Genomic DNA, 22,832 nt, shown 5'->3' on the forward strand with positions numbered 1-22,832 from the left:
GTATCCGAAACGGTAGGTGCTACTCGGCTCGACAATCGAACACGAGTACGATGGCGGCATGTACGTCCCGCCCGACTGGCCCGCGGAGGTCCGGCCGCCCAGCGTCCCCGACTGGGAGACCTCGGCCGTGGCGTGGCTGCTCGACGCCGTCCCGCCCGACTACCGCGCCTACGAGGTGCTCCGGCGCCACCCGGTCGCGCTGGCCCGCATGGCCGTCCACCACGTCCGCTCGGCCATCGAGGCGGCCCGCGCCGGCTATCGGGGCGCCGCCGTCGACCTCAAGGGCCACCTGCCGCCCCACGCCATCGAGGCCGTGCTCGACGCCTACCGCGAGGAGGGGCCCCGGCTGGTCCGGCTTTCGCGTTCGGTCGAGGCCGTCGAGCGGGCGCTGCGGGGCGACATGTTCACCGCCACCATGCGCGACACCTCGCGCTGAGCGGCGGCGTCAGCGGGTGCGGCGGGCCAGGAAGGTGATGAAGCCGATCGCGACCGCCGCCGCCGCGAGCCAGATGAGCACGTCGCGCACGGTCAGCCTCGGAGAGGCCGCCGGGGCGTCTGCCGCGGCCCGGGTGCCCTCGGCCTCCGGCCGCCCGGCGGAGGGCGACGGCGGTTCGGCGGTGGGCGAGGGCGCGCCGGCCGCCGGGATCGGCACCTTGTAGACGGGGCTGTTCTCGCCCTCCGACCCGGTCAGCAGCGCCTTGCCGTCACGCGTGTAGGCGATGGACTCGGCCTGCTCCAGGTCGGGCATCGACACCCGGGTCAACACCTCGCCCGAGGGCTTGTAGACGGTCGCCGAGAAGTAGGTACGGATCACGTACGAGGAGCCGTCGGGGGCGTAGGCGGCGTCGGTGGCCATGATGGGCGCGGCGGCGACCTTGCGCAGGATGTTGACCCGCCCGGTGCGCAGCTTCTTCGGCGCCTCGTAGACGGACCCGCTGAACTCCTTGGAGACGACGTAGAGCCGCCCGGTCACCGGGTTGACCATGATGCCCTCGGCGTTGCGCCCACCGCCCTCGTAGCGGAACCGGTAGCGGGTGGCGGGCAGGGTGGCGTCGGCCAGCGTGGCCGGCTCGGCGACCTTGTAGATCGAGACGTCGGGCCAGGCGCCGTCGAGGTTGTCGCCGATGTCGGCGAACCAGAGCACGCCGCGCCCGGTCTGCGGGTCGCGGGTGGCCGCCATGGCCTCCCAGTCGCGTGCCTCGGCGCCGCGCAGGCGGAAGGTGGCCCGGGTGCGGCCGTCGGGGCCGACGGCGTAGAACTCGGGCTGGGCGGCGCTGTCGTTGTGCGTGTAGTAGACGTCGTCGCGGGTGGGCGACAGGGCCAGCCCGCTGGACTCGGTGATCCGCGGGTCCTTGAACGTGAACAGCTTCTCCCCGTCGCGCGGCACGGGAGAGACGGCGGACACGTCGGACGCGGCGGCGGGGGCCGCGCAGGCGGCGAGCGCCGTCACCGCCACGGCGCAGGCTCGGATCAGGACCACGTCGCCATCATGCCGCAGCCCGGGCGGTGCCCACGCGAGCGCTGTGCCGGTGGAACCCCGCGCCCTGCAACGCCAGGAGAAGCGCGTTCCCGGCGGCCATCGCGACCCACAGCCCGGTGACGCCCCAGGTGGCGGCCACCGGCACCGCCGCCAGCGCGAGCAGCCCGTAGCCGGCGGCGAAGTAGATCAGGCTGGCCCCGGACCGCTTGAGCGCGGTCAGCCCGAAGCCCTGCACGGCCTGGGCGGCGTCGGCCATCGAGGAGACGAGCATCAGCGGCATCAGCCCGAGCACCCGCGCCCGTACGCCGGGGTCGTCGCTGAACAGGCCGAGCAGCGGATCGCCGAGCGCCAGCAGCGCGAGCGCGGCCAGGGTGGTGCCGGCGACGGCGAGCAGCGCGGCGGTGCGGTTGGCGCGGCGCGCGGCGGCGGGCGTGGCGGCGCGGGCCACGTCCGGCACCGACGCCTGCGCCACGGCCAGCGAGGCCAGCATGGTGAAGCCGGTGAGCGTCGTCAGCACGGCGTGCGCGGCGGTGTCGCGGGTGCTGGTGGTGCTCGCGGCGAACGTGACGACGCCGAGCGCGCCGAACTTGATCAGCACCGTGGCCGCCAGCGGGACGCTCACCCGGGCCAGCCTGGCGATCTCGCGCGGGCGCGGCCGTCCCCTGCCGATGCGGCGGCCGAGCGCGCGGCGCAGGCAGAGGTCGGCGACGGTGACGGAGGCGACGCCCGACAGCAGCCAGGCGACGCCGACGCCGGTGAGCCCGAGCCGGGGCACCAGCGTGAGGGCGAGGACGACCATCACCGACGTGCCCGCGAGGCCGGCCCAGAGCACCGGCCGGCTGCGCCCGATGGCGACGAGCACCGACGTGGCGCCGCCCCCGGCCGCGAACACCAGCAGGTAGAGGGCCAGCAGCCAGGGCAGCGCGCCGAGCTCGGCCACCACCTCGCCGGGCACCCCGCTCACGCCCGCCAGCGCCGGGACGCCGAGCACGGCCAGCGCCCCGGCCGCCCCGACGAGCAGGCTGAGCCAGCGGGCGTCACGCAGGATCGGCAGCACGGTGTCGGGGTCGTCTCGGTGCGGCGCGACGAACGGCGCCAGCCCGCGCAGCGCCCCCGCGACGGCGGTGGAGGCCGGGGTGAGCACGGCGGTCATGACGGCGAAGGCGGCCAGCGTGACGGTCGCGTGGCGGCCGAGCACAGCGGTGACCACGAGCGTCCCCACCAGCCCGGTCACCATGGACAGGAACAGCGGCGCGGCGGCCTTGAACAGGCCGGTCACCGAACTCACGCGATCACCCTATGGCCTGGAGTCCACTCCAGGTATTTAGGGTTGAATCCATGGACTACGTGAACCTCGGTCGCAGTGGCCTCAAGGTCAGCCCGCTCTGCCTCGGCACGATGAACTTCGGGCCCGAGACCTCGGAGGACGACTCCTTCGCGATCATGGACAAGGCGCACGAACTGGGCATCAACTTCTTCGACACGGCCAACGTCTACGGCTGGGTCAAGGGCGAGGGCATCACCGAGCAGATCGTCGGCCGGTGGTTCGCGCAGGGCGGCGGACGCCGGGAGAAGACGGTCATCGCGACCAAGCTCTACGGCGACATGGGCGACTGGCCCAACGAGCGGGGGCTGTCGGCGCTGAACATCCGCCGGGCCTGCGACGCCTCGCTGCGGCGCATGCAGACCGACTACATCGACGTCTACCAGGCCCACCACATCGACCGGAACACCCCGTTCGAGGAGTTCTGGGAGGCCATGGAGATCCTGCGCCAGCAGGGCAAGATCCTGTACGTGGGCTCGTCCAACTTCGCCGGCTGGCACATCGCCAAGGCGCAGGAGACGGCGGCGCGGCGCGGCTCGTTCGGCCTGACCAGCGAGCAGAGCCACTACAACCTGCTGACCAGGGCGGTCGAGCTGGAGGTGCTGCCCGCCTGCCTCGACTACGGGATCGGCGTGATCCCGTGGAGCCCGCTGGGCGGCGGCCTGCTCGGCGGCGTGCTGCGCAAGCTGGACAAGGGTCGCTCGGCGAGCGAGCACATGGCCAAGGAGCTCGACAAGCACCGCGACAAGATCGTGGCGTACGAGAAGCTCTGTGACGAGCTGGGCGAGGACCCGGCGTACGTGGCGCTGGCCTGGCTGCTCGCGCAGCCTGCGGTCACCGCGCCGATCATCGGCCCGCGCACGCTGGCGCAGCTCGAAGGCACCATGCGCACGCTGGAGATCACGCTGGACGAGCAGACGCTGGCCCGCCTGGACGAGATCTTCCCCGGTCACCGCACGGCTCCCGAGGACTACGCCTGGTAGGTCAGGTCACCAGTGCGCCGACGATCACGATCAGCATCAGAAGGCCCAGCACGACGGGCAGCAGCCAGGAACGGGGACGGTCCACGCCCTGGAGCCTAGCCGCGCGGCGCGGGTGCCAGGTCCCATTCGTCGAGTGACTCGTACCTCACCTGCGCGCCGAGCTCGCTCTTGACGAGCCGTACGGTCTCCGCCCGCCAGGGCGAGCCGCTGAACCCGGACAGCGACTCGGCCAGCGGGCGGAGGTCCGTCTCGGCCTTGGCGCGGGCGAGCGTGAGATGCGGGTGGAACCGCTTCTCGTCGGTCTGCGAGGCGCCGGCCCGGCGGGCGCCCGCCTTGACCGAGTCGGCCAGCCGGTTCATCAGGTCGCCGGACAGGCCGGCCCAGAAGACCCGGGCCCGGCGCAGCGACGAGAACGCCCCGAAGCCGGTGAAGGCCAGGCGGGCGGCGGGATGGCGGGCGACGGCGCGGGCCAGCCGGGTGCGCAGGTCGGGCAGCGCCCGCTCGGGCACGTCACCGAAGAACGCCAGCGTGACGTGCCACGTGGCCCGGTCGGGCCAGCGCAGCTCCGGCACCTGCCCGACGTGCGGCGCGATCGCCCGCTCCAGCTCGTCGAGCACCTCGGCGGGCGGCACCACGGCCGCGAACAGTCTCATGCCCTCCGATTGTGCCCCCGCCGCCCGTCCCGCGCGGTCAGGCGGTGACCGTCGCGCGGCGGGCCAGCCGGTTGCGGATCAGGCGCGTCGCCAGCACCGCCAGCCCGGTGCCGACCAGCACGAGCGCGCCGGACAGCATGACGCCCGCCCGCGGCCCGGCCAGGTCCGACAGCCACCCGATCAGCGGCGCCCCCAGCGGCGCGCCTCCGGTGAAGACCAGCATGTAGATGCCCATCACCCGGCCCCGCATCTCGGGCGAGGTGGCGAGCTGGACGCTGGCGTTGGCCGCCGTGTTGATGGTGATCAGCGCGATGCCGGTGGGCACCAGCAGCGCCAGGTAGGCCGGGTAGACCGGGGCCAGCCCGGTCGCGATCTGGAACAGCCCGAACCCGATCGCCCCGGCGAACAGCACCTTGCGTGACAACCTGACCCTGCGCGCGGCCAGCAGCGCCCCGCCGAGCGCCCCGACGGCGAACATGCTGGACGCCAGCCCGAACGAGGACGCCCCCGCGTCGAACACCTCGCGCGCCATGAGCGCTATCGACATGGAGAACGACTGCGAGAACATCGACACGAACGCGATCAGCAGGATCGGCATCAGCAGTTCCTCGCGCCGGATCACGTACTTCAGCCCCTCGCGGAGCTGCCCCTTGGCCCGGGGCACCGGGTCGGCCAGGTTCAGCTCCGACTTGCGCATGAAGGCCAGGCTGGAGATGACCGCGGCGAACGTGAGCGCGTTGATCAGGAAGATCGGGCCGGTACCGCCGAGCAGGTAGATGAGCACGCCGGCCAGCGCCGGGCCGAGCACGCGGGCCAGGTTGAAGCTGGAGCTGTTGAGCGCGATCGCGTTGGGCAGGTCGCGCCTGCCGACCATCTCGACGACGAACGCCTGTCGCGCCGGCACCTCGACACAGGCGATGAGGCCGAGCGCGAACGCCATCACGTACACGTGCCACACCTGCGCGGTGCCCGTCATCGTGAGCACACCGAGCGCGAGGGCGAGCACGGCCATCATGGACTGGGCGGTGATGAGGATGGGCCGCTTGGGGTAGCGGTCGGCGAGCACGCCGCCGAACATCCCGAACAGCAGCATCGGCAGGAACTGCAGGGCGGTGGCGGTGCCGAGCGCGGACGCACTGCCCCCGGTCAGTTCGAGGATCAGCCAGTCCTGGGCGGTGCGCTGCAGCCAGCCGCCCACGTTGGACACAGCGCCGCCGACCGCGAACATGCGGTAGTTGCGAATCTTGAGCGACCGGAACATCCCGGTCTTGGGTTGTTCAGGCTCTATATCCTGCTGAGCTTCTCCAGGATCGGCGCCGCCTGCCTGAGGATCGACCGCTCCTCGGGCGTGAGCTCCTTCAACTGCCTGGTCAGCCACGCCTCCTTGCGGCGGCGTTCCTCCTTCAGCAGCGTCTGGCCGGCCTCGGTCACGGTCACGGTCACCTGGCGCCGGTCGGTCGGATGCGGGGTGCGGTGCAGCAGGCCGCGTTCCTCGAGCGCGGCGATCACGCGCGTCATCGAGGGCGGTTGCACCTTCTCGAGCTCGGCCAATTCGCCGGGGGTTATCGCGGAATGCCGTTCCACGGCGGCGAGGGTCGCGAACTGCGTGGGCGTCAGCGGGTGCGCCGCTCCCTGTCGTCGGAGTCGCCTGTTCAGCCTTGCGAGGGAGACGCGCAAAGCCGTAGCCAGTCCTGCGTCGCTGCGCAGGTTGATCTTGGGCTGCTGGGGTCTGGTTAGCACGAGTCATTACCTTTGCTAACTATACAGGAAGACAAGATATTTCTCCCAAACGGTGCGTGTCTCACTCCTTGATACCCCGGGGCCGCCCCGCCGAGCATGGCGGCCCCTTCCTTCGTCAGAGCCCGAGCAGAACCTTGATCGGCCCGAGCGCGAAGTACACCACGAACAGCCCGGCGACCGCCCACATCAGCGGGTGCAGCTCCTTCGCCTTGCCCCGCACGACCTTGATCAGCACGTAGCTGATGAAGCCGGCGCCGATGCCGTTGGAGATCGAGTACGTGAACGGCATGATGACGATGGTCAGGAACGCCGGGATGGCGATCTCGTACTCGGTCCAGTCGATCTCGCGGATCGCGGTCATCATCAGGAAGCCCACGATGACCAGGGCCGGCGCGGCGGCCTCGTACGGGATGACCGTGACGAGCGGCGCAAAGAAGATCGCGACCAGGAACAGCAGGCCGGTGACGACGCTGGCCAGGCCGGTGCGCGCGCCCTCGCCGACGCCCGCGGCCGACTCGATGTAGGTGGTGTTGGACGACACCGAGCCGGCGCCGCCCGCGACCGCGCCGAGCGAGTCGACGAGCAGGATCTCGCGGGTGCGCGGCAGCGTGCCGTCCTCCTGGACCAGCCCGGCCTGGCGGCCGACGCCGACCATCGTGCCCATCGTGTCGAAGAAGTCCGTGATGAGCAGCGTGAACACCAGCAGGACGACCAGCAGCACCGAGACCCGGCTGAACGCGCCGAACGGGTCGAACTCGGTGAAGAGCGTGAACACGTTGTGCAGCCCGAAGACCTGCTCGGGCACGGACGGCACGTTGAGCTGCCAGCCGCCGGGGTTGTCGGGGCCGAACGCGCCGGACTCGGTGATCAGCTCGACCACGATGGCCAGCACGGTGGTGCCCACGATGCCGATCAGGATCGCGCCGCGCACCTTCCGCGCCACCAGCACCGCCGTGGTCAGCAACCCGACGATGAACACGAAGATCGGCCACGACGTCAGGCTGCCGGCGATGCCCATCTCCAGCGGCGTCCCGGCGGCGCGGCGCACGAAGCCCGCGTCGACGAAGCCGATCAGCGCGATGAACAGGCCGATGCCCACGCTGATGGCGGTCTTGAGCTGGCCCGGGATGGCCTTGAACACCGCCACCCGCAACCCGGTCAGCACCAGGAGGCCGATGATGATCCCTTCGAGGAACACCAGGCCCATGGCCTCTTCCCAGGTCATCTGGGTGGCGATGTTGAAGGTGACGAAGGCGTTGAGCCCGAGCCCGGCGGCCATGGCGAACGGCACCTTGCCGATGACGCCCATGAGGATGGTCAGCACGCCGGCCACGAACGCGGTGCCCGCGGCGACGAGCGCCGTGTTGGGCGTCGTGCCGTCCCCGATGACCTGGCCCTCGACGTCGGTGCCGTTGGCGATGATGATCGGGTTCAGCACGACGATGTACGCCATGGTGAAGAACGTGGCCAAGCCGCCACGGATCTCCCGGGACATGGTCGAACCACGTGCGGTGATTGCGAAGTATCGATCGATTGCGTTACGAGTGTCACTCACGCGCGAAGAGTGACAGTCAACGGGTTTTGTGACAAATGCCGGTAATCGTATCGAGACCCGATTGGAAGCTAGGCTGGATCCCGTGACGCAGCAGTGGCACCCCGACCCCGAGCCGATCGAGACCAACGACACCGCGGCGATCGCCGCCGGCACCGGCCTGTGGGCGCTCGCCCTGGTCGCTCTGCTGATCTTCCGCCCCGCCCCCGAGAACACCTGGTGGATCTGGACCTGCGCCACCGGCGTCGGCTTCGGCCTGCTCGGCATGTGGATGGTCCGCAAACGCTGACATCTGTCACATCCGGCAGGTCCCGGATGTCATCGGCAACTGCTGTTACACGGCACTACCTGGGCAAAAGTGGCCGTACCATGCTGGATGCCATGAAGAAGTCCATGATTGCCCTGCTCCTGTGCGCCACCGCCGCCACCGCCTGCGGCACCGGCACCGAGCCGGCCGCCAAGAAGGAGGCCGGCCGCGACACCGGCACCGTCGCGTGGAGCCCGTGCACCGACCTGACCGGCGCCGACGGCAAGCCCATGGCCCCCGATCCCGCCGTCGAATGCGGCAAGGTCCCGGTGCCGCTCGACTACACCAAGCCCAGCGGCGACACGATCGACCTGGCGCTGATCCGCGTCAAGGCCACCGGCGACAAGCTCGGCTCCCTCGTCTTCAACTTCGGCGGCCCCGGCGGGTCCGGCGTCGACACGCTCGCCCTCGCCCGCCAGGCGTTCGCCGGCCTCGGCTCCTCCTACGACCTGGTCAGCTTCGACCCCCGCGGCGTCGACCGCAGCTCCGGCGTCAAGTGCGGCGGCCAGATCGACAAGCTCCTCCAGATGACCGGCGACGGCTCCGACCAGCTCGCCAAGGAGTTCGCCGCCGCCTGCGAGAAGGACTCCGCCAAGGTGCTGCCGCACGTCGGCACCGTCAACGCCGCCCAGGACCTCGACCGCCTCCGCGTCGCGCTCGGCGACGACAAGCTCAACTACTTCGGCCTCTCGTACGGGACACACCTCGGCGCCGTGTACGCCACCAAGTTCCCCGGCAACGTCGGCCGCTTCGTCCTCGACAGCGCCTACGACCCGTCCGTCACCTTCGAGGAGCGGGCCGTCATCCAGGCCACCGGCTTCGCCGACGCCTTCGACGCCTTCGCCGACGACTGCGTCGCCCAGGGCTGCGACCTCGGCAAGACCCCCGCCGCCGTGCAGCAGACCGTCGAGAAGCTCCTGGACGGCCTCAAGACCAAGCCGCTCAAGGTCGGCGACCGCGAGCTCACCTACGGCCTCGCCCAGCTCTCGATCATCACCCCGCTGTACGCCAAGGCCACCTGGCCCATCCTGGAGCAGGGCGCCGCCGCGGCGCTCAAGGGCGACGGCGCCATGCTGCTCACGCTCGCCGACTCCTACACCGGCCGCAAGGACGACGGCACCTACTCGACCATGATGACCAGCCTCCAGGCGATCAACTGCGTCGACAGCGCCGAACGGCCCACCAAGGCCGAGACCGCCGCCATCAACGAGAAGGTCAGCAAGATCTTCCCCATCCTGGCCGCCGACGGCGCCAGCTCCGCCTGCGCCCACTGGCCCGTCGAGGGCACCGACGACGCCAAGCGCATCGATGCCACCGGCTCCGCGCCCATCATGGTGATCGGCGGCAAGGGCGACCCCGCCACCCCGTACCAGTGGGCGGTCTCCCTCACCGAGAAGCTCAAGACCGGCGTCCTGGTCACCTACGAGGGCGAGGGCCACGGCGCCTACCTGAGCGGCAGCACCTGCATCACCCGCGCGGTCGACTCCTACCTGCTCAAGGGCACGATGCCCGGCTCCGGCACCACCTGCCCCGCCGCCTGACCCCTCCCTGTCTACGAGCCGGCGTGCTCGACCTCCCGCAGTCTGCGGCGCAGGAGGGCGCGGTCGGGGGCGGTGCCCGCCAGGGCGAGCGCCTCGCGATAGGCAGCGGCGGCCTCGGCGTGGCGGCCGAGCCGATGCAGCAGGTCGGCCCGCGCCGCCGGGTAGGGGTGGTGGCCGCGCAGCAGCGGCTCCCCGGCCAGCTCGTCGAGCAGCGCCAGCCCGGCCCGGGGCCCGTCGCGCATCGCCACGGCGGCCGCCCGGTTCAGCGCCACCACCGGCGACGGCGTGAGCGCGAGCAGCACGTCGTACAGCGCCACGATCTGCGCCCAGTCGGTGGCGGCGACGTCGGCCGCCTCGTCGTGCAGGGCGGCGATGGCGGCCTGCACCCCGTACGGCCCCGGCGGGCCGCCGGTCAGCGCCACCGTCGCCAGGGCGGCCCCCTCCTCGATCATCGGCCGCTCCCAGCGCCCCCGGTCCTGCTCCTCCAGCAGCACCGGCTCCCCGCCGGGCCCGGTGCGGGCGTCACGCCGGGCGTGGACCAGCAGCATCAGGGCGAGCAGCCCGGCGACCTCCCGCTCGGCGGGCAGCAGCCGGCGCAGGATCCGGGCCAGCCGGATGGCCTCCTCGGCCAGGTCGAGCCGTTGCAGGAGCGGCCCCTCGCTGGCCGCGTAGCCCTCGGTGAAGATCGAGTAGATCACCTGGAGGACGCCGGGCAACCGCTGCGGCAGCTCGTCCACGTCCGGCGCCCGGAACGGGATGCGCGCCTCGCGGATCTTCTTCTTGGCCCGGGTGATGCGCTTGGCCATCGTCGGGGACGGCACCAGGAAGGCCCGCGCCACCTCGGACATGGTCAGCCCGGCCAGGCAGCGCAGCGTCAGCGCGGTCCGGTCCTCGGCGGCGAGCGCCGGGTGCGAGCAGGTGAAGAAGAGCTGCAGCCGCTCGTCGGGCAGGTCGTCGTCGAGCCCCGCGGCCGGGGCGGGCCCGGCCCGCTCGGCCTCGATCTGGAGGATGGCCAGCCGGGCCGCGTACGCCTGGTCGCGCCGCAGCCGGTCGACGGCCCGCCGCCGGGCGGTGGTCATCAGCCACGCGCCCGGCTTGGGCGGCACGCCGTCGACGGGCCAGCGCTCCAGCGCCGCCTCGATGGCCTCGGAGGTGACCTCCTCGGCCAGGTCGAGGTCGCCGAAGCGCCGGGCGAGCGCCGCCAGCAGCCGGCCGCGCTCCTCCCGGAACACCGCCTCCACCGACGCCATCGGCCCCAGCCCGCCCCCGCCAGGTCCGGCCGGGGAGCCGGTGCCCGCGCTCATGGGAGTCAGACCCCGAAGTCGGCGACCGGCCGGACCACCACGGAGCCGTCGCGCGCCCCCGGGCAGCGGGCCGCCCAGTCGAGGGCGGCGTCGAGGTCGGGCACGTCGATGACGTAGAAGCCGCCCAGCAGCTCCCGGGTCTCGGCGAACGGCCCGTCGGTCACGGTGCGCTCACCGTCGGCGCCGACCCTGACGGTCGTGGCGGTGACCATGTCGGCCAGCGACTCCCCGGAGACCCAGATCCCGGCGTCCCGCACTTCCTTGTCGTAGGCCATCCAGTCCTCGGGCGTGCAGCCGGGGGCCTGGCCGCTGTCGTCGGCGGTGTTGGCCATGATCAGCATCATGTACTTCATGTTCGAACTCCTCGATGTCCCGTCGTGTCAGGTGCGGCAGGACCGCCGCATGCCATAACCACGAACGGGACACCGCCAGAAGGACACCTACCCGGAAAAACTTTCCGGCTACGACAGATCCGCCTCCGCCAGCAGCAGAGGAACGGCGGCCGGGTCGCGGAGCAGCGCCGCCACGGCGAGGCGGTCGTTCCACTGGCCGGTGGCCCAGGCGAGGCCGCGGGCCAGCCCGTCGACGCCGGTGCAGTGGACGGTGCCCTCGAAGAAGCGCCACGTGCACTCCGCGCCGTCGACCAGCAGCTTCTCGTGCTCGACGTACGTCTCGGGCGCCGTCGGCAGCAGGGAGCGCACCTGCGGCGGCACCGGCCGCGTCTCTCCGGACGAGGTGACCTCGCCGGAGGTCAGCTCGCCGGCGAGCGGCAGGTCGAGCAGCTCCGACAGCGACTCGGCCAGGTCGTACGGGGCCAGCACCAGCGGATGACGGGTCACCAGCTGGAGCAGGTCGGGGGCCTCGACCACGACGACGTCCTCGGCGTCGGCCACCACGATGTCGCCGCCGAGCACCGCCCGCAGCCTCGGCGGCGGCGCCACCCGGGACGGCTCGACCCCCGCCAGCGCGACCCACAGCGCCCGCAACTGGGCCCGGTCGACCACGATGGACTCGTCGGCCATCAGGTCGAGCAGCTCCTCCGGGCCGCCGTGGGAGTCGAGCAGCTCGGCCAGCGTGGTGCGCACGCCGAGCATCGCCAGCGCGCCTTCGTCCAGCCCGGCGGGCGCGTCACCGTAGAGGCCCTGGAGCAGCGGGTCGGCGCCCGGCAGCCGCAGCTCGCGCGGCTTGCGCCCGCCGAGCACCGGGTGGCCCGCCAGCCACCACGCGGTGTAGGAGGGCACCTCGACGCCCTCGACGCGCAGCGGGTGGAGCGCAGCGCGCAGCGGCGGCCTGGTCAGCAGCGTCAGCGCGGCCGGCCAGTCGGCCACCAGCTCCAGGTCGCGCACGGCGGCGAACTCCGGCACCACCGGCGGCACGTCCAGCTCGGGGAGCAGGTCGAGGACGTGGTCGAGCCATTCGTCCTCGCCGTCCAGGTCGTGGTCGCAGTCGTCGTGGTCGAGCAGCACGTCGGAGTCGTGCACGACGGCGAACCCGTCGAGCACCCCGGCGGCGGCCAGCACGCGCGGCCCGTAGGTCTCCTCCAGCTCGCCCGCGGCCACGCCGAGATGCGTGTCGGGCTCCAGCAGCCCGGCCAGCGCGCCGCCGGACAGCATCAGCTCACCGGCCGGGTAGAGCTCGCCGTCAGCGCCGCGCAGCGCCAGCGCGCCCAGCCACGGCGCCTCGCCGGGAGCCAGCCCGGCGGCCTCGACCAGCGACAGCACGGCACGCGCCACCGGCTCCGGGTCGGGGCTGTCGAGCGACTGGCCGACGGCGGCCTTGGTGAGCGGGTCTTCGAGGATGGTGCGCGGGCTCGCCTCGGCCGCGCCCAGCCGCAGCAGCACCGGGTGCGCGGCGTCGGGGTGCACGATCCGCAGCCCGAGCGGCGCCAGGTCGAGCCCCGCGTCGAGGCGTACGGAGCCGGGCTCCAGGATGAGCGTGCCGCGCGGGCCGCGCACCAGGCGGCCGTCGGTCAGCGGGACGGGCAGAGCGCCGAGCGACTCGGGGTCGTCGGCCGGCAGCACGTCGTAGAGGGAGCGCCACCACGACGGCTCCCTGCCCTCGACGACCTCGCCCGACAGCAGGTCGACCACGTCGGCGAGCTCCACGCGGCGCACGCCGAGCGAGGCCATCGCCGGATGGCGGGCGGGCCAGCCGGCGGGCAGCAGCCCGGGCACGAAGTCGGCGACGGCCGCCAGCAGCTCGCCGGACCCGGCGACCACGGCGGCCTCCTTGCCCGCGACCACCCAGCCGTCGGCGCCGGGCTCCTGCGCCGGGTGCTCGACCTGCCATTCGGCGTCGGGCTCGTAGACCTCGGCGTCGGCGAACGACGGCGTCTGCACGGCGGGCGCCGGGGCGGACAGCGCGGGCAGCAGCGGCGTGCCGGGCAGCCGCCGCAGCACGGCCCGCCGGATGCGGGCGTCGAGCTCGCCCTTGCCCATCAGCGCGGGCACCAGGTCGAGCAGCTTCGGGGTGCGCGGCAGCTCGCGCATCAGCCGGACGTAGGCGTCGGCGACCCGCTCGACCAGGAAGTCGGTCAGCGGCCCCGGCGCCACGTGACGCCGGTCGGTGGCCATCGGGAACGACGCGATGAGCAGCGCCGGCAGGTCGAGCGGCTCGTCGCTGGGCGTGGGCGCGTGCACGACCGGGGGCACCGTCGCGGGCGGCGCGGCGGGCTCGCCGCCGGCCGTGAGCGGCACCGCCCAGCGAACCGACCAGAACGGCCGGGCCCGCTCCTCGGTGGGACGGTCGGCGAACAGCTCGGCCACCTCGTCAGGGCCGAACTCACCGGAATCGGACACCACGTGCCAGCCGTCGGCCGACACCGTCCGGACCGTGCCGTCGAGGTCGATCTCGATGGCCGCCAGGGCCGGCATGCCGAGCGGGAGCGCCGGGCTCGTCTCCTCCAGCATGCGGCGCACCGCCACGGCCGACGCCTCGTCACGCAGCGGGAGCCGTACGAGCGTGTCGAAGCCCTCGGGGACGTCGAGCGGGTCGGCGGCGAACGGCAGGCGCAGCAGCGGCACGTGCCCGGAGCGCGAGGCGAGCTCGCCCGCGAGCTCCGGCACCGCGCCCACCAGCGCGGCCGTCTCGGCGCGCGACCAACGGACGGCGCCCGTCTCACGCGAGCCGATGGCGGGCTCGTCGCAGACGGACACCACGGCGGCGAACCCGACGCCGAACCGACCGGCCGCGCCCGCCTCGTCACGCTTGCCGGAGACGCGCAGCGTGGACAGGCCCTCCACGCCGGTCGCGTCCAGCGGCGCGCCGGTGTTGGCGGCCGTCAGCACGCTGCCGCGCAACGTCAGCCGGAGCACCCCTGGCACGCCTGCCCGCAGCGCCGCGTCGGCGGCGTTCTGCGCCAGCTCCACGATCAGCCGGTCGCGGTAGCCGCCGAGGGCGAAGTCCTCCTCGGCGTTGGCGTCCTCGCGGAACCTGGCGGGCGAGGCCGTCCACGCGGCGAGCACGGCGGCTCGCATCCGGTCGGCGCCAAAGGTGTCGGTCATCGATCACGATCCCGGGGTAGAGAGTTGGGGGCCACCGTAGGCTAGCGGCCCGCGCCGACACTCCCCGCCAGAAACGATCAGGAGTGGCCGAGCTCCTCGGAGGCGGATTCGTCGACCGAGCCGGCCTCTTCCTCCATCAGGTCGTAGCCCAGGTCGTCGAGGATGGGCGTGGCCTGCTCCACGGGCGGCGGCATGACCGCGGCCTCGGAGTGGGCGCCGCAGCCGTGGTCGGCGGCCACCACCTTGCCGTCGTCGGGCGCGTACTCATTGGCGCACACCCCGAACGTGCGCCGGAGCCCACCCGCGAGCGGCCAGTAGAAGCCGCAGGTGGAGCACTGCGCGGGCGCGGCGTGTGCGATCGGAGTGTGCGGCCCGTGCTCGCCCGAGTGCCAGCGTCTGGCCGCCCGGTCCTTGCCGACGGCCGAGAGCACACGTGCCCGGCCCAGGCCGTACTCGAAAATCATCTGGTGTTCGACGTCGTCGTCGGTCTCGGTGAAGCCCGGCTCCAGCCTGTCGTCGTCCTCGGCGGTCGGCAGCAGGTCGCCCACGCCGAGGTCGCCGGGCCGCAGCCGCTCGCTCCACGGCAGCCACTCGGGCGCCAGCAGCGCGCCGGCGCCGGGCAGCAGGACGGCCTCGCTGACCGTGACCTTCTTCGCCCGCGAGGCGCGGGTGACGGTCACGGCCCAGCGCCAGCCCCGATAGGCGCGGTCGAGGCAGGCGAAGTAATGGGTGACGATCCGGTCGCCCTCGCTCTCGAAACCGAGGTGCTCGCCCGGCTCGCCCGGACGCGCCAGCTCCTCGGCCGCGGTGCGCGCCAGATCGACGGCGGCGACACAGGCCTGGTCGGGGGCGGAGACGCGGGTCCTGGCACGGGTCATCGGCCCGCCTCCGCCGAAAGGTGCTGTTCGCTCACACTTCATTCTCACCCATGCCCGGACCTCGCGGGGCCGACTGACGCGGATCCGGGCACGAGATCCGCGCCCACCAGGACCCCGAGCGGGTGGGAGGGGACCCTTGTGGAGGGGATCCGGCGCGGAGATCGCCAAGGAATCGGGTAAGACTGGTAGGCGTGGAGGGAGGCTGGGAGCGAGCACGGGAGATCTCGCGGCGCGTGGGGCGCGGCGTCGCCGGCGCGGGCCGTGCGACCGCGCGCGCCGCGAAGGCGACCGCGGGCGGCACCGCGCGAGCCGGCCGGGCCACCGCGGGCGGGGCGCGCAAGGTCGGCCGGGCCACCCGGCGGCTCACCCACGCCAACGGCGCCGACCGCACCGGCCTGGGCCGCCTGATCGAGCTCACCGCCGGGCACAGCGCGGGTGACACGCTCGTCACGGTCGCGCTGGCCAGCACCGTGTTCTTCGGGCTCCCGGTCGGCGAGGCGCGCGGGCCCGTCGCCCTCTACCTGGTCATCACGATGCTGCCGTTCGCGCTGCTGGCGCCGTTCGTGGGGCCGATCCTGGACCGCTTCAGGTCCGGCCGCCGCTACGTGATGGCCGGCACGCTGTTCGGCCGCGGGCTGCTGTGCTTCGCGATGGCGGCGGCGGTGGGCCCGCAGGACCTGCCGACGCTGTTCGCCGGGGCGCTGGGCGTGCTCGTGCTGTCGAAGGCCTACAACGTGTCCCGCGCGGCGATCATGCCGAGCGTGCTGCCCGCCGACATCACGCTCGTCTCGGCCAACGCGCGGGTGGCGCTGTTCTCGCTGGTGACGGCGGGCGTGATGGTGCCGGTCGGCGCGGGCCTGACCGCGTGGCTGGGCAGCGCCGCGATCCTGCGGGTGGCGATGGTCGCGTTCCTGGTGGCGGGGGTCTTCGCCGTACGGCTGCCGCGGCACGTGGATTCGCCGGACCTGGAGGAGGAGACGCCGGCGGAGGGCCGGGCGCCGCGCTGGCGGACGCTGTTCAACGTGGGCCCGGCGGTGGCCGAGGCCGTGTGGGCGAACGTGGCCATCCGGCTGTTCTCCGGGTTCCTGCTGTTCTTCCTGCTGTTCCTGGTGCAGGACGGCGGGGTGCCGTGGCTGGCGGAGCCCGACCCGTTCTTCGACGTGCCGAAGACGATCGCGGTGCTGGCGGCGGCGGCCGGGCTGGGCGGCCTGATCGGGGCGGTGGTGGCCAACTGGGCGCGCAACCACGCTCCGGGCGCGCTCGTGCTCGTCACGCTGGCGCTGACGGTGGTCACCATGATCGTGTCGGCGGTGTTCTTCGGCCTGTGGGCGGCGGTCGCGATCTCGCTGGTCACCGCGTTCGCCCAGGAGCTGGGCAAGCTGGCCCTCGACGCGATCGTGCAGCGGGAGATCGGCGAGGAGATGCGCTCGTCCACGTTCGGCGTGGTCGAGGCGATGCTGCAGCTCGCCTGGGTGTTCGGCGGGCTGGTGGGGCTGGTCCTGTCGCTGACCGAGAGCAGCACGGCGGGCCTGGTCACGCTGGCCGTGACGCTGACCGCCGTGCTCGGCTGGCTGGTGGTGACCCGGCGCCGCCGCGTCCGGGCCGCCAAGCGGGCGGTCCGGGTCCGGCATCCCGAGCCGGAGCCGCGGACCGAGCCGCTCGACAGGACCAAGCCGCTGACGAACCCGAACGGCTAGGCGTCCAGGTCGTCGGCGACCGCCCGCAACACCTGCGCGATCTTCTTGGCGTGGGCCGCCTCGGGATGCTTGCCACGCTGGTAGGAGGTGGACACGCCGTCGAGCAACTTGATCAGGTCCTCGACGATGACCACCATCTCGTCCGGCTTCTTGCGCTTGCCCTTGGGCTTGGTCTTGGCCAGGGTCGGCGGCTGGTCGAGAATGCGCACCGAGAGCGCCTGCTGACCGCGGCGGCCCTCGGCGACGCCGAACTCGACTTTCTGCCCCGGCTTGAGTGGCCCGGCATTGGCAGGAAGCGCGGAGGAATGCACGAAGACCTCACCGCCGTCGTCGCGGGTGAGGAAGCCGAAACCCTTGTCGGCGTCGTACCACTTGACCTTGCCACTCGGCACAGGAGGACCTCGTTCAAACAGTCGTGATAGGGATGGACGTAGGTTATGCCCCGTAGAGCGACGGGGCGACCGGGTAAATGCCGATGAATTACACGAGTTCGGCGTGCGGGCGCCATCCGGCGAACCAGGTGGCGAATTCCGTCAGGTCGCCCAGGGCGACATCGGCGCCGTGCTCGCGCAGCTCTCCCGCGCTGTAGGGGCCGGTCGCGACCGTGACGCTGAACGCGCCTCCGGCCCGCGCCGCCGCGATGTCCGCCACATGGTCACCAACATAAGCCGCCGCGCCGAACCTCGCGAGCGCCGTTCCCTTGGCCGCGCCGAAGACGGAACCGGCCACCTCGTCGACGTCCAGCCCGAGGTGCCGCACGGTGCTGGTGGCGTCGCGCTCGTTCTTGCCGGTCACCACGATGACGCGGCCGCCGCCCGCGCGCACGCTCTCGATCGCCTCGTGCGCCCCTTCCATCGCCACGTGCGAGGGCACGCCGACGTCCTGGTAGATCTCCCGGTAGAGGTCGGCCGCGGCCGGGATCTCCTCCGGCGGCAGCCAGTAGGCCAGCTCCTGTTCGAGCGGCGGGCCGAGCCGCGTGACGACCAGCGCGCTGTCGATCGGGACGCCGAGCCGCGAGGAGAGCTCGTCGTAGACCGCCGCGATCCCCGCTCGCGTATCAGCCAGTGTCATGTCCAGATCAAAACCCACCGATGTCGCCACATGTGAAGGATGCCAAAGAACGGGGTGATACGTGTAACGGCGGTTGTTGTGGGACCGTAGGAAAGGAATTACTTATCTGCCGGAGGTAGCGGGAAACAGATGGCCACGAGCACGCGTGAGCGGATCATCGACGAGTCGTTGCGGCTGTTCGCCGAGCGCGGCTACGCCGCCACGTCCGTCGCCGAGATCGAGGCCGCCGCCGGGCTCTCCCCCGGCGCGGGCGGCCTCTACCGGCACTTCAAGTCCAAGTACGAGGTGCTGGCCGCGGCGATCAACGAGCACGCGGCCAGGACGAGCGGCCAGATCGCCGAGAGCCTGGCCGAGCTGAACGGCATGGAGTCCTCGGCCGGACTGGAGGAGCGGCTGTCGCTGCTGTGCCGGGCCGGGCTGGCCAAGGTGCGCGAGGAGTCGGAGCTGACCCGGGTCTTCTTCCGCGACCTCAGCCAGTTCCCCGAGCTGGTGGCGGTGGTGCGGCAGGGGCTGTTGCAGCCGATGTTCGACGCGATCGTCAGCTGGTTCGAGACCCAGCCGGAGTATCGCGACGTCAAGCTCGACTGGGCGGGTATCGCCGCCGTCCTGGGCGGGTCGGTCGTGCAGTACCGGCTGTTCCAGGAGACGGTGGGCGAGACGCCGGGCCATGCCGAGAAGGACCAGTTCGTCGCGGCCTGGGTGCGGCTGGCGGCGGGCCTGACGCCCACCCCCGCGCCCGTCACCTGAGGCTCAGCCGCGGTCGAGCAGCCGGAGGAACAGCCAGCACACCCCCGCCCCGGCGCCGATCATGAACATGATCCCGCTGGTGTTGAAGAACTCCCGCACGAACGCCTCCAGCCCCGGCCGGTCGCCGACCCGCAGGCCGCCCACGACCACGCCGCCCGCCGTGTAGCCGAGCATCGGCGCACCGGCGCCGATCAGCCGGTCGCGCAGCGTCCAGGTCTCGCTGGACATCACCAGCGCCGCCGCCACCCCCCAGGCGATCGCCGGCGGCCGGAAGATCGCGACGGCCGGCAGGTCGAACGGCACCAGCAGCGCGGCCACCACCAGGACCACCAGGGCGGCGGCCTCGCGCGGACGGTCCTTGACCACGGTCCTGGTCACGGTCCTGGCCGCGCGCCGGTAGTGCGCCACGCCCGGCGGCACGGCGTCGTCCACGGCCCTGAGGAAGGCCGCCGTCGTGCCGGACCGCGCGGCTCCCGTACCCGCTCCAGGCGAGGCCGGGGACGGCGCGGAGGCGTCCGCCAGGCGGCGCGCCTCGCGCTCCACCAGCGCCGCCGGATCGCCGAACCGGGCCAGCACCCTGGCCACGTCGCGGGCGTTCTGGCTGCCGCCGCGCTCCTCCTCGATGCGGGCGCGCAGCCGCCTGGTGAAGTCGAGCCGCTGCTCCGGCCTCAGCACGCCGTACGCCGCGTCAGCGGCCTTGCTGACGTAGTTGAGTATGAGCTGGTCCGCTCGCTCCATCACGCCAAGCAATGCTGCCTCAACGAGCAGGGACATACCATGGCAACGATGGAGTTCACGGAGTGGATCAGGGGGCGTTCCGACGAGGAGCTGCGGGCGCTGGTGTCAGCGCGCCCCGAGCTGATCACCCCGGTGCCGGCCCACCTGGAGGGTCTGGCCTCCCGGGCGGGCAGCCCGTCGGCGATCGCCAGGGTGCTCGACCGGCTCGACCGGTTCCGGCTCGCCGTCGTCGAGACGCTCGCCGTACAACCGGGCCCGATCAGGAAGACGGCGCTGCGCGAGCTGATCGGCGGCGCGCTGGCGGCGGGCAAGCCCGAGCCCGCGCTGACCGCCGCGCTCGACCACCTGCGCGGCCTGGCACTCGTGTACGGGCCCGACTCGGCGCTCGACCTGGCCCCGGGCGTGCGCAAGGCGCTCGACGACCCGGCCGGGCTGGGTCCGACGGCCGAGGCGGCGTTCCGGCACCATCCGCCGGAGCAGCTCGACGAGATGGCCGACGACATCGCGCCCGGCACCGAGGGGCCGGGCCGCGAGCGGCTGGCCGCCGTGCTGGCCGAGCCCGCCGCCCTGGTCGAGGCCGTCTCGCCGGAGGCCAGGGCCGCGCTCGACCAGCTCGCCTGGGGGCCGCCGACCGGCCGGGTGCCCAACGCCAGGCGCGAGGTGCGCATCGGCTCGGCCCGCTCGCCCATCGAGCAGTTGCTGGCGCGCGGCCTGCTGGCGGCGACCGGCGAGGAGAGCGTGGTCCTGCCCCGCGAGGTGGGCCTCTACCTGCGCGGCGGGCGCGTGCACCGCGACCTGCTGGCCGTGCCGCCCGCGCTCGACGGCGCCGCCCGTGACCCGAAGCTGAGCGACGGCACCGCGGCCGGGCAGGCGTTCATGTTCGTCCGGGCGGTCGAGGAGCTGTGCGAGCGGTGGAGCATCGACCCGCCGGGCGTGCTGCGCACCGGCGGCCTCGGCGTGCGTGACATGAAGCGCACCGCCACCGAGCTCGACCTGCCCGAGTGGGCGGCGGCGCTGGTCGTGGAGGTCGCCCACGCGGCCGGGCTGGTCGCGGCGGGCGGCAACGTCGACGGCGAGTGGCTGCCCACGCCCGGCTACGACCTGTGGCGGGTCAAGGGCACCGCCGAACGGTGGGTGACGCTGGCCTCGACCTGGCTGCACATGGACCGGGTGCCCGGCCTCGTCGGCGAGCGCGACGACCGGGACCGGCCGCTCAACGCCCTGCACACCGATCTGCGCCGCTCGTCGGCCCCGGCCGTACGGGCCGCCACGCTCGGCGTGCTCGCCGCCGCGCCCGGCCTGGCGCCCTCGCGCGACTCCGTGCTCGAACGCCTCGCCTGGGAGCAGCCGCGCCGCCGGGGGCCGCTGCGCGAGCAGCTCACCGAGTTCGCGCTGCGCGAGGCCGAGCAGCTCGGGCTGACCGGGCTGGGCGCGCTGTCCGGCCACGGCCGGGCCCTGCTCACCGGCGACGACCCCGCCTCGGCGCTGGCCCCGCTGCTGCCCGAGCCGGTCGACCACGTGCTGCTCCAGGCCGACCTCACCGCCGTCGCCCCCGGCCCGCTCACCAGCGAGCTCAACCGGTGGATGACGCTCGCCGCCGACGTCGAGTCCAAGGGCGGCGCGACGGTCTACCGGTTCGCCGAGAGCTCCATCCGGCGGGCCCTGGACGCCGGGCAGGCGGCCGAGGATCTGCTGGCCATGCTCGAACGCCACTCCGCCACCCCGGTCCCGCAGGCGCTGTCCTACCTGGTGACCGACGTGGCCCGGCGGCACGGGCGGATGCGGGTCGGCACGGCCAGCGCGTACGTCCGCTGCGACGACCCGGCGCTGCTCGACCAGCTCACCGCCGACCGCCGCTCGGCCGCCCTGCGGCTGCGCCGCCTGGCGCCCACCGTGATCGCCTCCCGCTCGTCGCGGGCGGCCCTGGTCGACTCGCTGCGCGCCATGGGGTACGCGCCGGTCCCCGAGTCGCTCGACGGCGACGTGATCATCACCCAGCTCGACAGCCGGCGCACCGAGGGCGGCCCGCCCGTCCGCCCGCTGAGCTCACCCAACGGCCTCGACCCCGAGGTGGCGGTGGCGGCCGTCCGCGCCCTGCGCGCCGGTGACGCGGCCCACCTGGCGCGCCGCGAGCCCGTCGACTCCCCCGGCGGCCAGCTCCCCCGCACCCCGGCCACGGCGACGATCTCCGCCCTCCAGGACGCGATCCGGCAGGGCGTGCGGGTGTGGATCGGCTACCTCGACTCCCAGGGCAACGCGACCTCCCGCATCCTGGAGCCGGCGCGCATGGAGGGCGGCTATCTGACCGCCTACGACGAGACGAGAGCGGCGGTGCACCGGTTCGCGCTGCACCGGATCACCGGGGTCTCGGGGATCTGACGTCGGCCGGCCCGGCGGGGACGAGCTCGGCGATCGGGGTGTCCAGGCGGGTCACCTGGGTCGCGAGCGCGACGATGGCGGCCGGTGAGGTGAGGGTGGCGGCGTGGTCACGGCCCGCCGCGAGGTCGGCCGCGCATCGGTGCGGCGGCGTGCCGAAGGTCGCCAGGCAGAGGTCGTAGAGGTCGCCTCCCGGCGGCGGCGCCCAGGGATGCTGCAGGTCGGTGGGGTGTGTGTGGGTGACGACGAGATACGCGCCGATTTCGGCCAGGGCGCGGGCCAGCGGGGTGAGCGGCTGCCCGGCGTGCGGCCAGTCGGGCAGCAGGTAGGCGCGGCCGGGGTCGAACGGCATCCGCGCGAGCAGGTCGGGCACGGTCGTGGCGGGCGACAGGATGGTGATGCTGCCCTCGGCCAGCGGCATCCGCGACAACAGGGCGATGGCGCCCAGCCGCCTGCCGGTCGCCTCGGGGCCGACCAGCGCGAGGAGGTGGCGTTCGGCCAGGCGGCGCACCGCGGGCGGGAAGCAGGCGGGCTCCAGGTAGGTGCGCAGCAGGTGCGCCACGTCGCAGGGCGTCAGCCGGGCGGCCGTCACGTCTGTGAGCGGCGGGAATCCGTCGGCGAGCGTCGTTTCGCCCTGGCGGGGTTCGGTGTCGTTCGTCACTGGACACCTCTGGAACTTTCACGGAAAGTCGCGACCGGTGCGGCGGTGTAATTTTCCTTCGTCAGTAATCGCGGGCCAACGGATTGTTCCGGTTTCCCGTCGGAGGGGCGTGACCAGGCACCTTCGGCGGCGGATGGGTGCTGGACCATGTCGATCATGCTCTCCCTTGCTCGGGACAGTCAGGGTTTGACAAGTACGGAGTTGCCTACCTGCGCCACATTATCCCCATAAGTCACCTCAAAAGTGGATCGGGCCCCCACTGGGCACACGAATCACG

General features: G+C 73.0%; 21 protein-coding genes. 7 read left to right on the forward strand and 14 right to left on the reverse strand.

Translation table 11 applies throughout. The features are described 5' to 3' along the window. Positions 1 to 58 precede the first annotated feature (58 nt). Positions 59 to 436: a hypothetical protein gene (locus AB0G11_RS37820; protein WP_219506305.1), complete on the forward strand. Its 378-nt coding sequence runs from the start codon at positions 59 to 61 to the stop codon at positions 434 to 436. 9 nt (positions 437 to 445) lie between these two features. On the opposite strand, the gene AB0G11_RS37825 is transcribed toward AB0G11_RS37820, so the two are convergent. Then, positions 446 to 1,480, reverse strand: a complete 1,035-nt coding sequence (locus AB0G11_RS37825; RefSeq protein WP_357591456.1) for a hypothetical protein — start codon at positions 1,478 to 1,480, stop codon at positions 446 to 448. Positions 1,481 to 1,487: 7 nt separating this feature from the next. Next, complete coding sequence (locus tag AB0G11_RS37830) at positions 1,488 to 2,768, reverse strand: polysaccharide biosynthesis C-terminal domain-containing protein (protein ID WP_357591458.1); 1,281 nt, start codon at positions 2,766 to 2,768, stop codon at positions 1,488 to 1,490. A 50-nt stretch (positions 2,769 to 2,818) separates the two neighbouring features. Here AB0G11_RS37830 and AB0G11_RS37835 point away from each other — a divergent pair, with 50 nt between their 5' ends. Then, positions 2,819 to 3,787 carry an aldo/keto reductase gene (locus AB0G11_RS37835; protein WP_219506302.1) on the forward strand — a complete coding sequence of 323 codons (969 nt, stop codon included), beginning with the start codon at positions 2,819 to 2,821 and terminating at the stop codon, positions 3,785 to 3,787. Between the two features lie 95 nt (positions 3,788 to 3,882). Here AB0G11_RS37835 and thpR read toward each other — a convergent pair whose 3' ends face one another. From thpR to AB0G11_RS37855, 4 genes are all read right to left on the reverse strand, one after another. Next, on the reverse strand, positions 3,883 to 4,440 hold the full coding sequence (gene thpR, locus AB0G11_RS37840; RefSeq protein WP_357591460.1) for an RNA 2',3'-cyclic phosphodiesterase: 558 nt from the start codon (positions 4,438 to 4,440) through the stop codon (positions 3,883 to 3,885). A gap of 37 nt (positions 4,441 to 4,477) precedes the next feature. Next, positions 4,478 to 5,701, reverse strand: a complete 1,224-nt coding sequence (locus AB0G11_RS37845) for an MFS transporter (RefSeq protein ID WP_219506297.1) — start codon at positions 5,699 to 5,701, stop codon at positions 4,478 to 4,480. Between the two features lie 23 nt (positions 5,702 to 5,724). After that, positions 5,725 to 6,117, reverse strand: a complete 393-nt coding sequence (locus tag AB0G11_RS37850; RefSeq protein ID WP_357591515.1) for a MarR family transcriptional regulator — start codon at positions 6,115 to 6,117, stop codon at positions 5,725 to 5,727. 178 nt (positions 6,118 to 6,295) lie between these two features. Next, positions 6,296 to 7,675, reverse strand: coding sequence for an NCS2 family permease (locus tag AB0G11_RS37855; RefSeq protein ID WP_357591462.1), 1,380 nt, complete (start codon positions 7,673 to 7,675; stop codon positions 6,296 to 6,298). Between the two features lie 142 nt (positions 7,676 to 7,817). Between AB0G11_RS37855 and AB0G11_RS37860 the strand changes: the two genes are divergently transcribed. After that, positions 7,818 to 8,021: a DUF2530 domain-containing protein gene (locus AB0G11_RS37860; RefSeq protein WP_219506294.1), complete on the forward strand. Its 204-nt coding sequence runs from the start codon at positions 7,818 to 7,820 to the stop codon at positions 8,019 to 8,021. Between the two features lie 92 nt (positions 8,022 to 8,113). Continuing rightward, positions 8,114 to 9,580 carry an alpha/beta hydrolase gene (locus AB0G11_RS37865; protein WP_357591464.1) on the forward strand — a complete coding sequence of 489 codons (1,467 nt, stop codon included), beginning with the start codon at positions 8,114 to 8,116 and terminating at the stop codon, positions 9,578 to 9,580. Between the two features lie 11 nt (positions 9,581 to 9,591). On the opposite strand, the gene AB0G11_RS37870 is transcribed toward AB0G11_RS37865, so the two are convergent. The 4 genes from AB0G11_RS37870 to AB0G11_RS37885 all read right to left on the reverse strand — a co-directional run bounded on the left by AB0G11_RS37870 (position 9,592) and on the right by AB0G11_RS37885 (position 15,265). Continuing rightward, complete coding sequence (locus AB0G11_RS37870) at positions 9,592 to 10,884, reverse strand: DUF6596 domain-containing protein (RefSeq protein WP_357591466.1); 1,293 nt, start codon at positions 10,882 to 10,884, stop codon at positions 9,592 to 9,594. A 5-nt stretch (positions 10,885 to 10,889) separates the two neighbouring features. Continuing rightward, positions 10,890 to 11,237 carry a YciI family protein gene (locus AB0G11_RS37875; protein ID WP_357591468.1) on the reverse strand — a complete coding sequence of 116 codons (348 nt, stop codon included), beginning with the start codon at positions 11,235 to 11,237 and terminating at the stop codon, positions 10,890 to 10,892. Between the two features lie 108 nt (positions 11,238 to 11,345). Further along, complete coding sequence (locus AB0G11_RS37880) at positions 11,346 to 14,387, reverse strand: hypothetical protein (RefSeq protein ID WP_357591470.1); 3,042 nt, start codon at positions 14,385 to 14,387, stop codon at positions 11,346 to 11,348. A 77-nt stretch (positions 14,388 to 14,464) separates the two neighbouring features. After that, a complete protein-coding gene (locus AB0G11_RS37885) occupies positions 14,465 to 15,265 on the reverse strand; it encodes a DUF3027 domain-containing protein (RefSeq protein ID WP_219506284.1) in 801 nt (266 codons plus the stop codon). A 191-nt stretch (positions 15,266 to 15,456) separates the two neighbouring features. On the opposite strand from AB0G11_RS37885, the gene AB0G11_RS37890 reads away from it, so the two are divergent. Further along, the gene (locus AB0G11_RS37890) at positions 15,457 to 16,962 is read left to right on the forward strand and encodes an MFS transporter (protein ID WP_219506281.1); all 1,506 of its coding nucleotides are present in this window, start codon (positions 15,457 to 15,459) and stop codon (positions 16,960 to 16,962) included. Here AB0G11_RS37890 and AB0G11_RS37895 read toward each other — a convergent pair. Beyond that, on the reverse strand, positions 16,959 to 17,354 hold the full coding sequence (locus tag AB0G11_RS37895) for a cold-shock protein (RefSeq protein WP_219506279.1): 396 nt from the start codon (positions 17,352 to 17,354) through the stop codon (positions 16,959 to 16,961). The two genes, AB0G11_RS37890 and AB0G11_RS37895, sit on opposite strands and share 4 nt — an antisense overlap. Before the next feature lie 88 nt (positions 17,355 to 17,442). Then, the gene (locus tag AB0G11_RS37900) at positions 17,443 to 18,063 is read right to left on the reverse strand and encodes an HAD family hydrolase (protein ID WP_219506277.1); all 621 of its coding nucleotides are present in this window, start codon (positions 18,061 to 18,063) and stop codon (positions 17,443 to 17,445) included. A 99-nt stretch (positions 18,064 to 18,162) separates the two neighbouring features. Here AB0G11_RS37900 and AB0G11_RS37905 point away from each other — a divergent pair, with 99 nt between their 5' ends. After that, on the forward strand, positions 18,163 to 18,780 hold the full coding sequence (locus tag AB0G11_RS37905; protein WP_219506276.1) for a TetR/AcrR family transcriptional regulator: 618 nt from the start codon (positions 18,163 to 18,165) through the stop codon (positions 18,778 to 18,780). A 3-nt stretch (positions 18,781 to 18,783) separates the two neighbouring features. Here AB0G11_RS37905 and AB0G11_RS37910 read toward each other — a convergent pair whose 3' ends face one another. Beyond that, positions 18,784 to 19,521, reverse strand: coding sequence for a hypothetical protein (locus AB0G11_RS37910; RefSeq protein WP_357591471.1), 738 nt, complete (start codon positions 19,519 to 19,521; stop codon positions 18,784 to 18,786). Between the two features lie 45 nt (positions 19,522 to 19,566). Between AB0G11_RS37910 and AB0G11_RS37915 the strand changes: the two genes are divergently transcribed. Continuing rightward, positions 19,567 to 21,897, forward strand: a complete 2,331-nt coding sequence (locus AB0G11_RS37915) for a helicase C-terminal domain-containing protein (RefSeq protein WP_357591473.1) — start codon at positions 19,567 to 19,569, stop codon at positions 21,895 to 21,897. Here AB0G11_RS37915 and AB0G11_RS37920 read toward each other — a convergent pair. Beyond that, positions 21,875 to 22,555, reverse strand: coding sequence for a hypothetical protein (locus tag AB0G11_RS37920; RefSeq protein WP_219506271.1), 681 nt, complete (start codon positions 22,553 to 22,555; stop codon positions 21,875 to 21,877). The two genes, AB0G11_RS37915 and AB0G11_RS37920, sit on opposite strands and share 23 nt — an antisense overlap. Positions 22,556 to 22,832: the final 277 nt, after the last annotated feature.

The sequence above is a fragment of the Nonomuraea sp. NPDC023979 genome, assembly GCF_040639085.1.
GTDB classification, from domain to species: Bacteria; Actinomycetota; Actinomycetes; order Streptosporangiales; family Streptosporangiaceae; genus Nonomuraea; species Nonomuraea ceibae.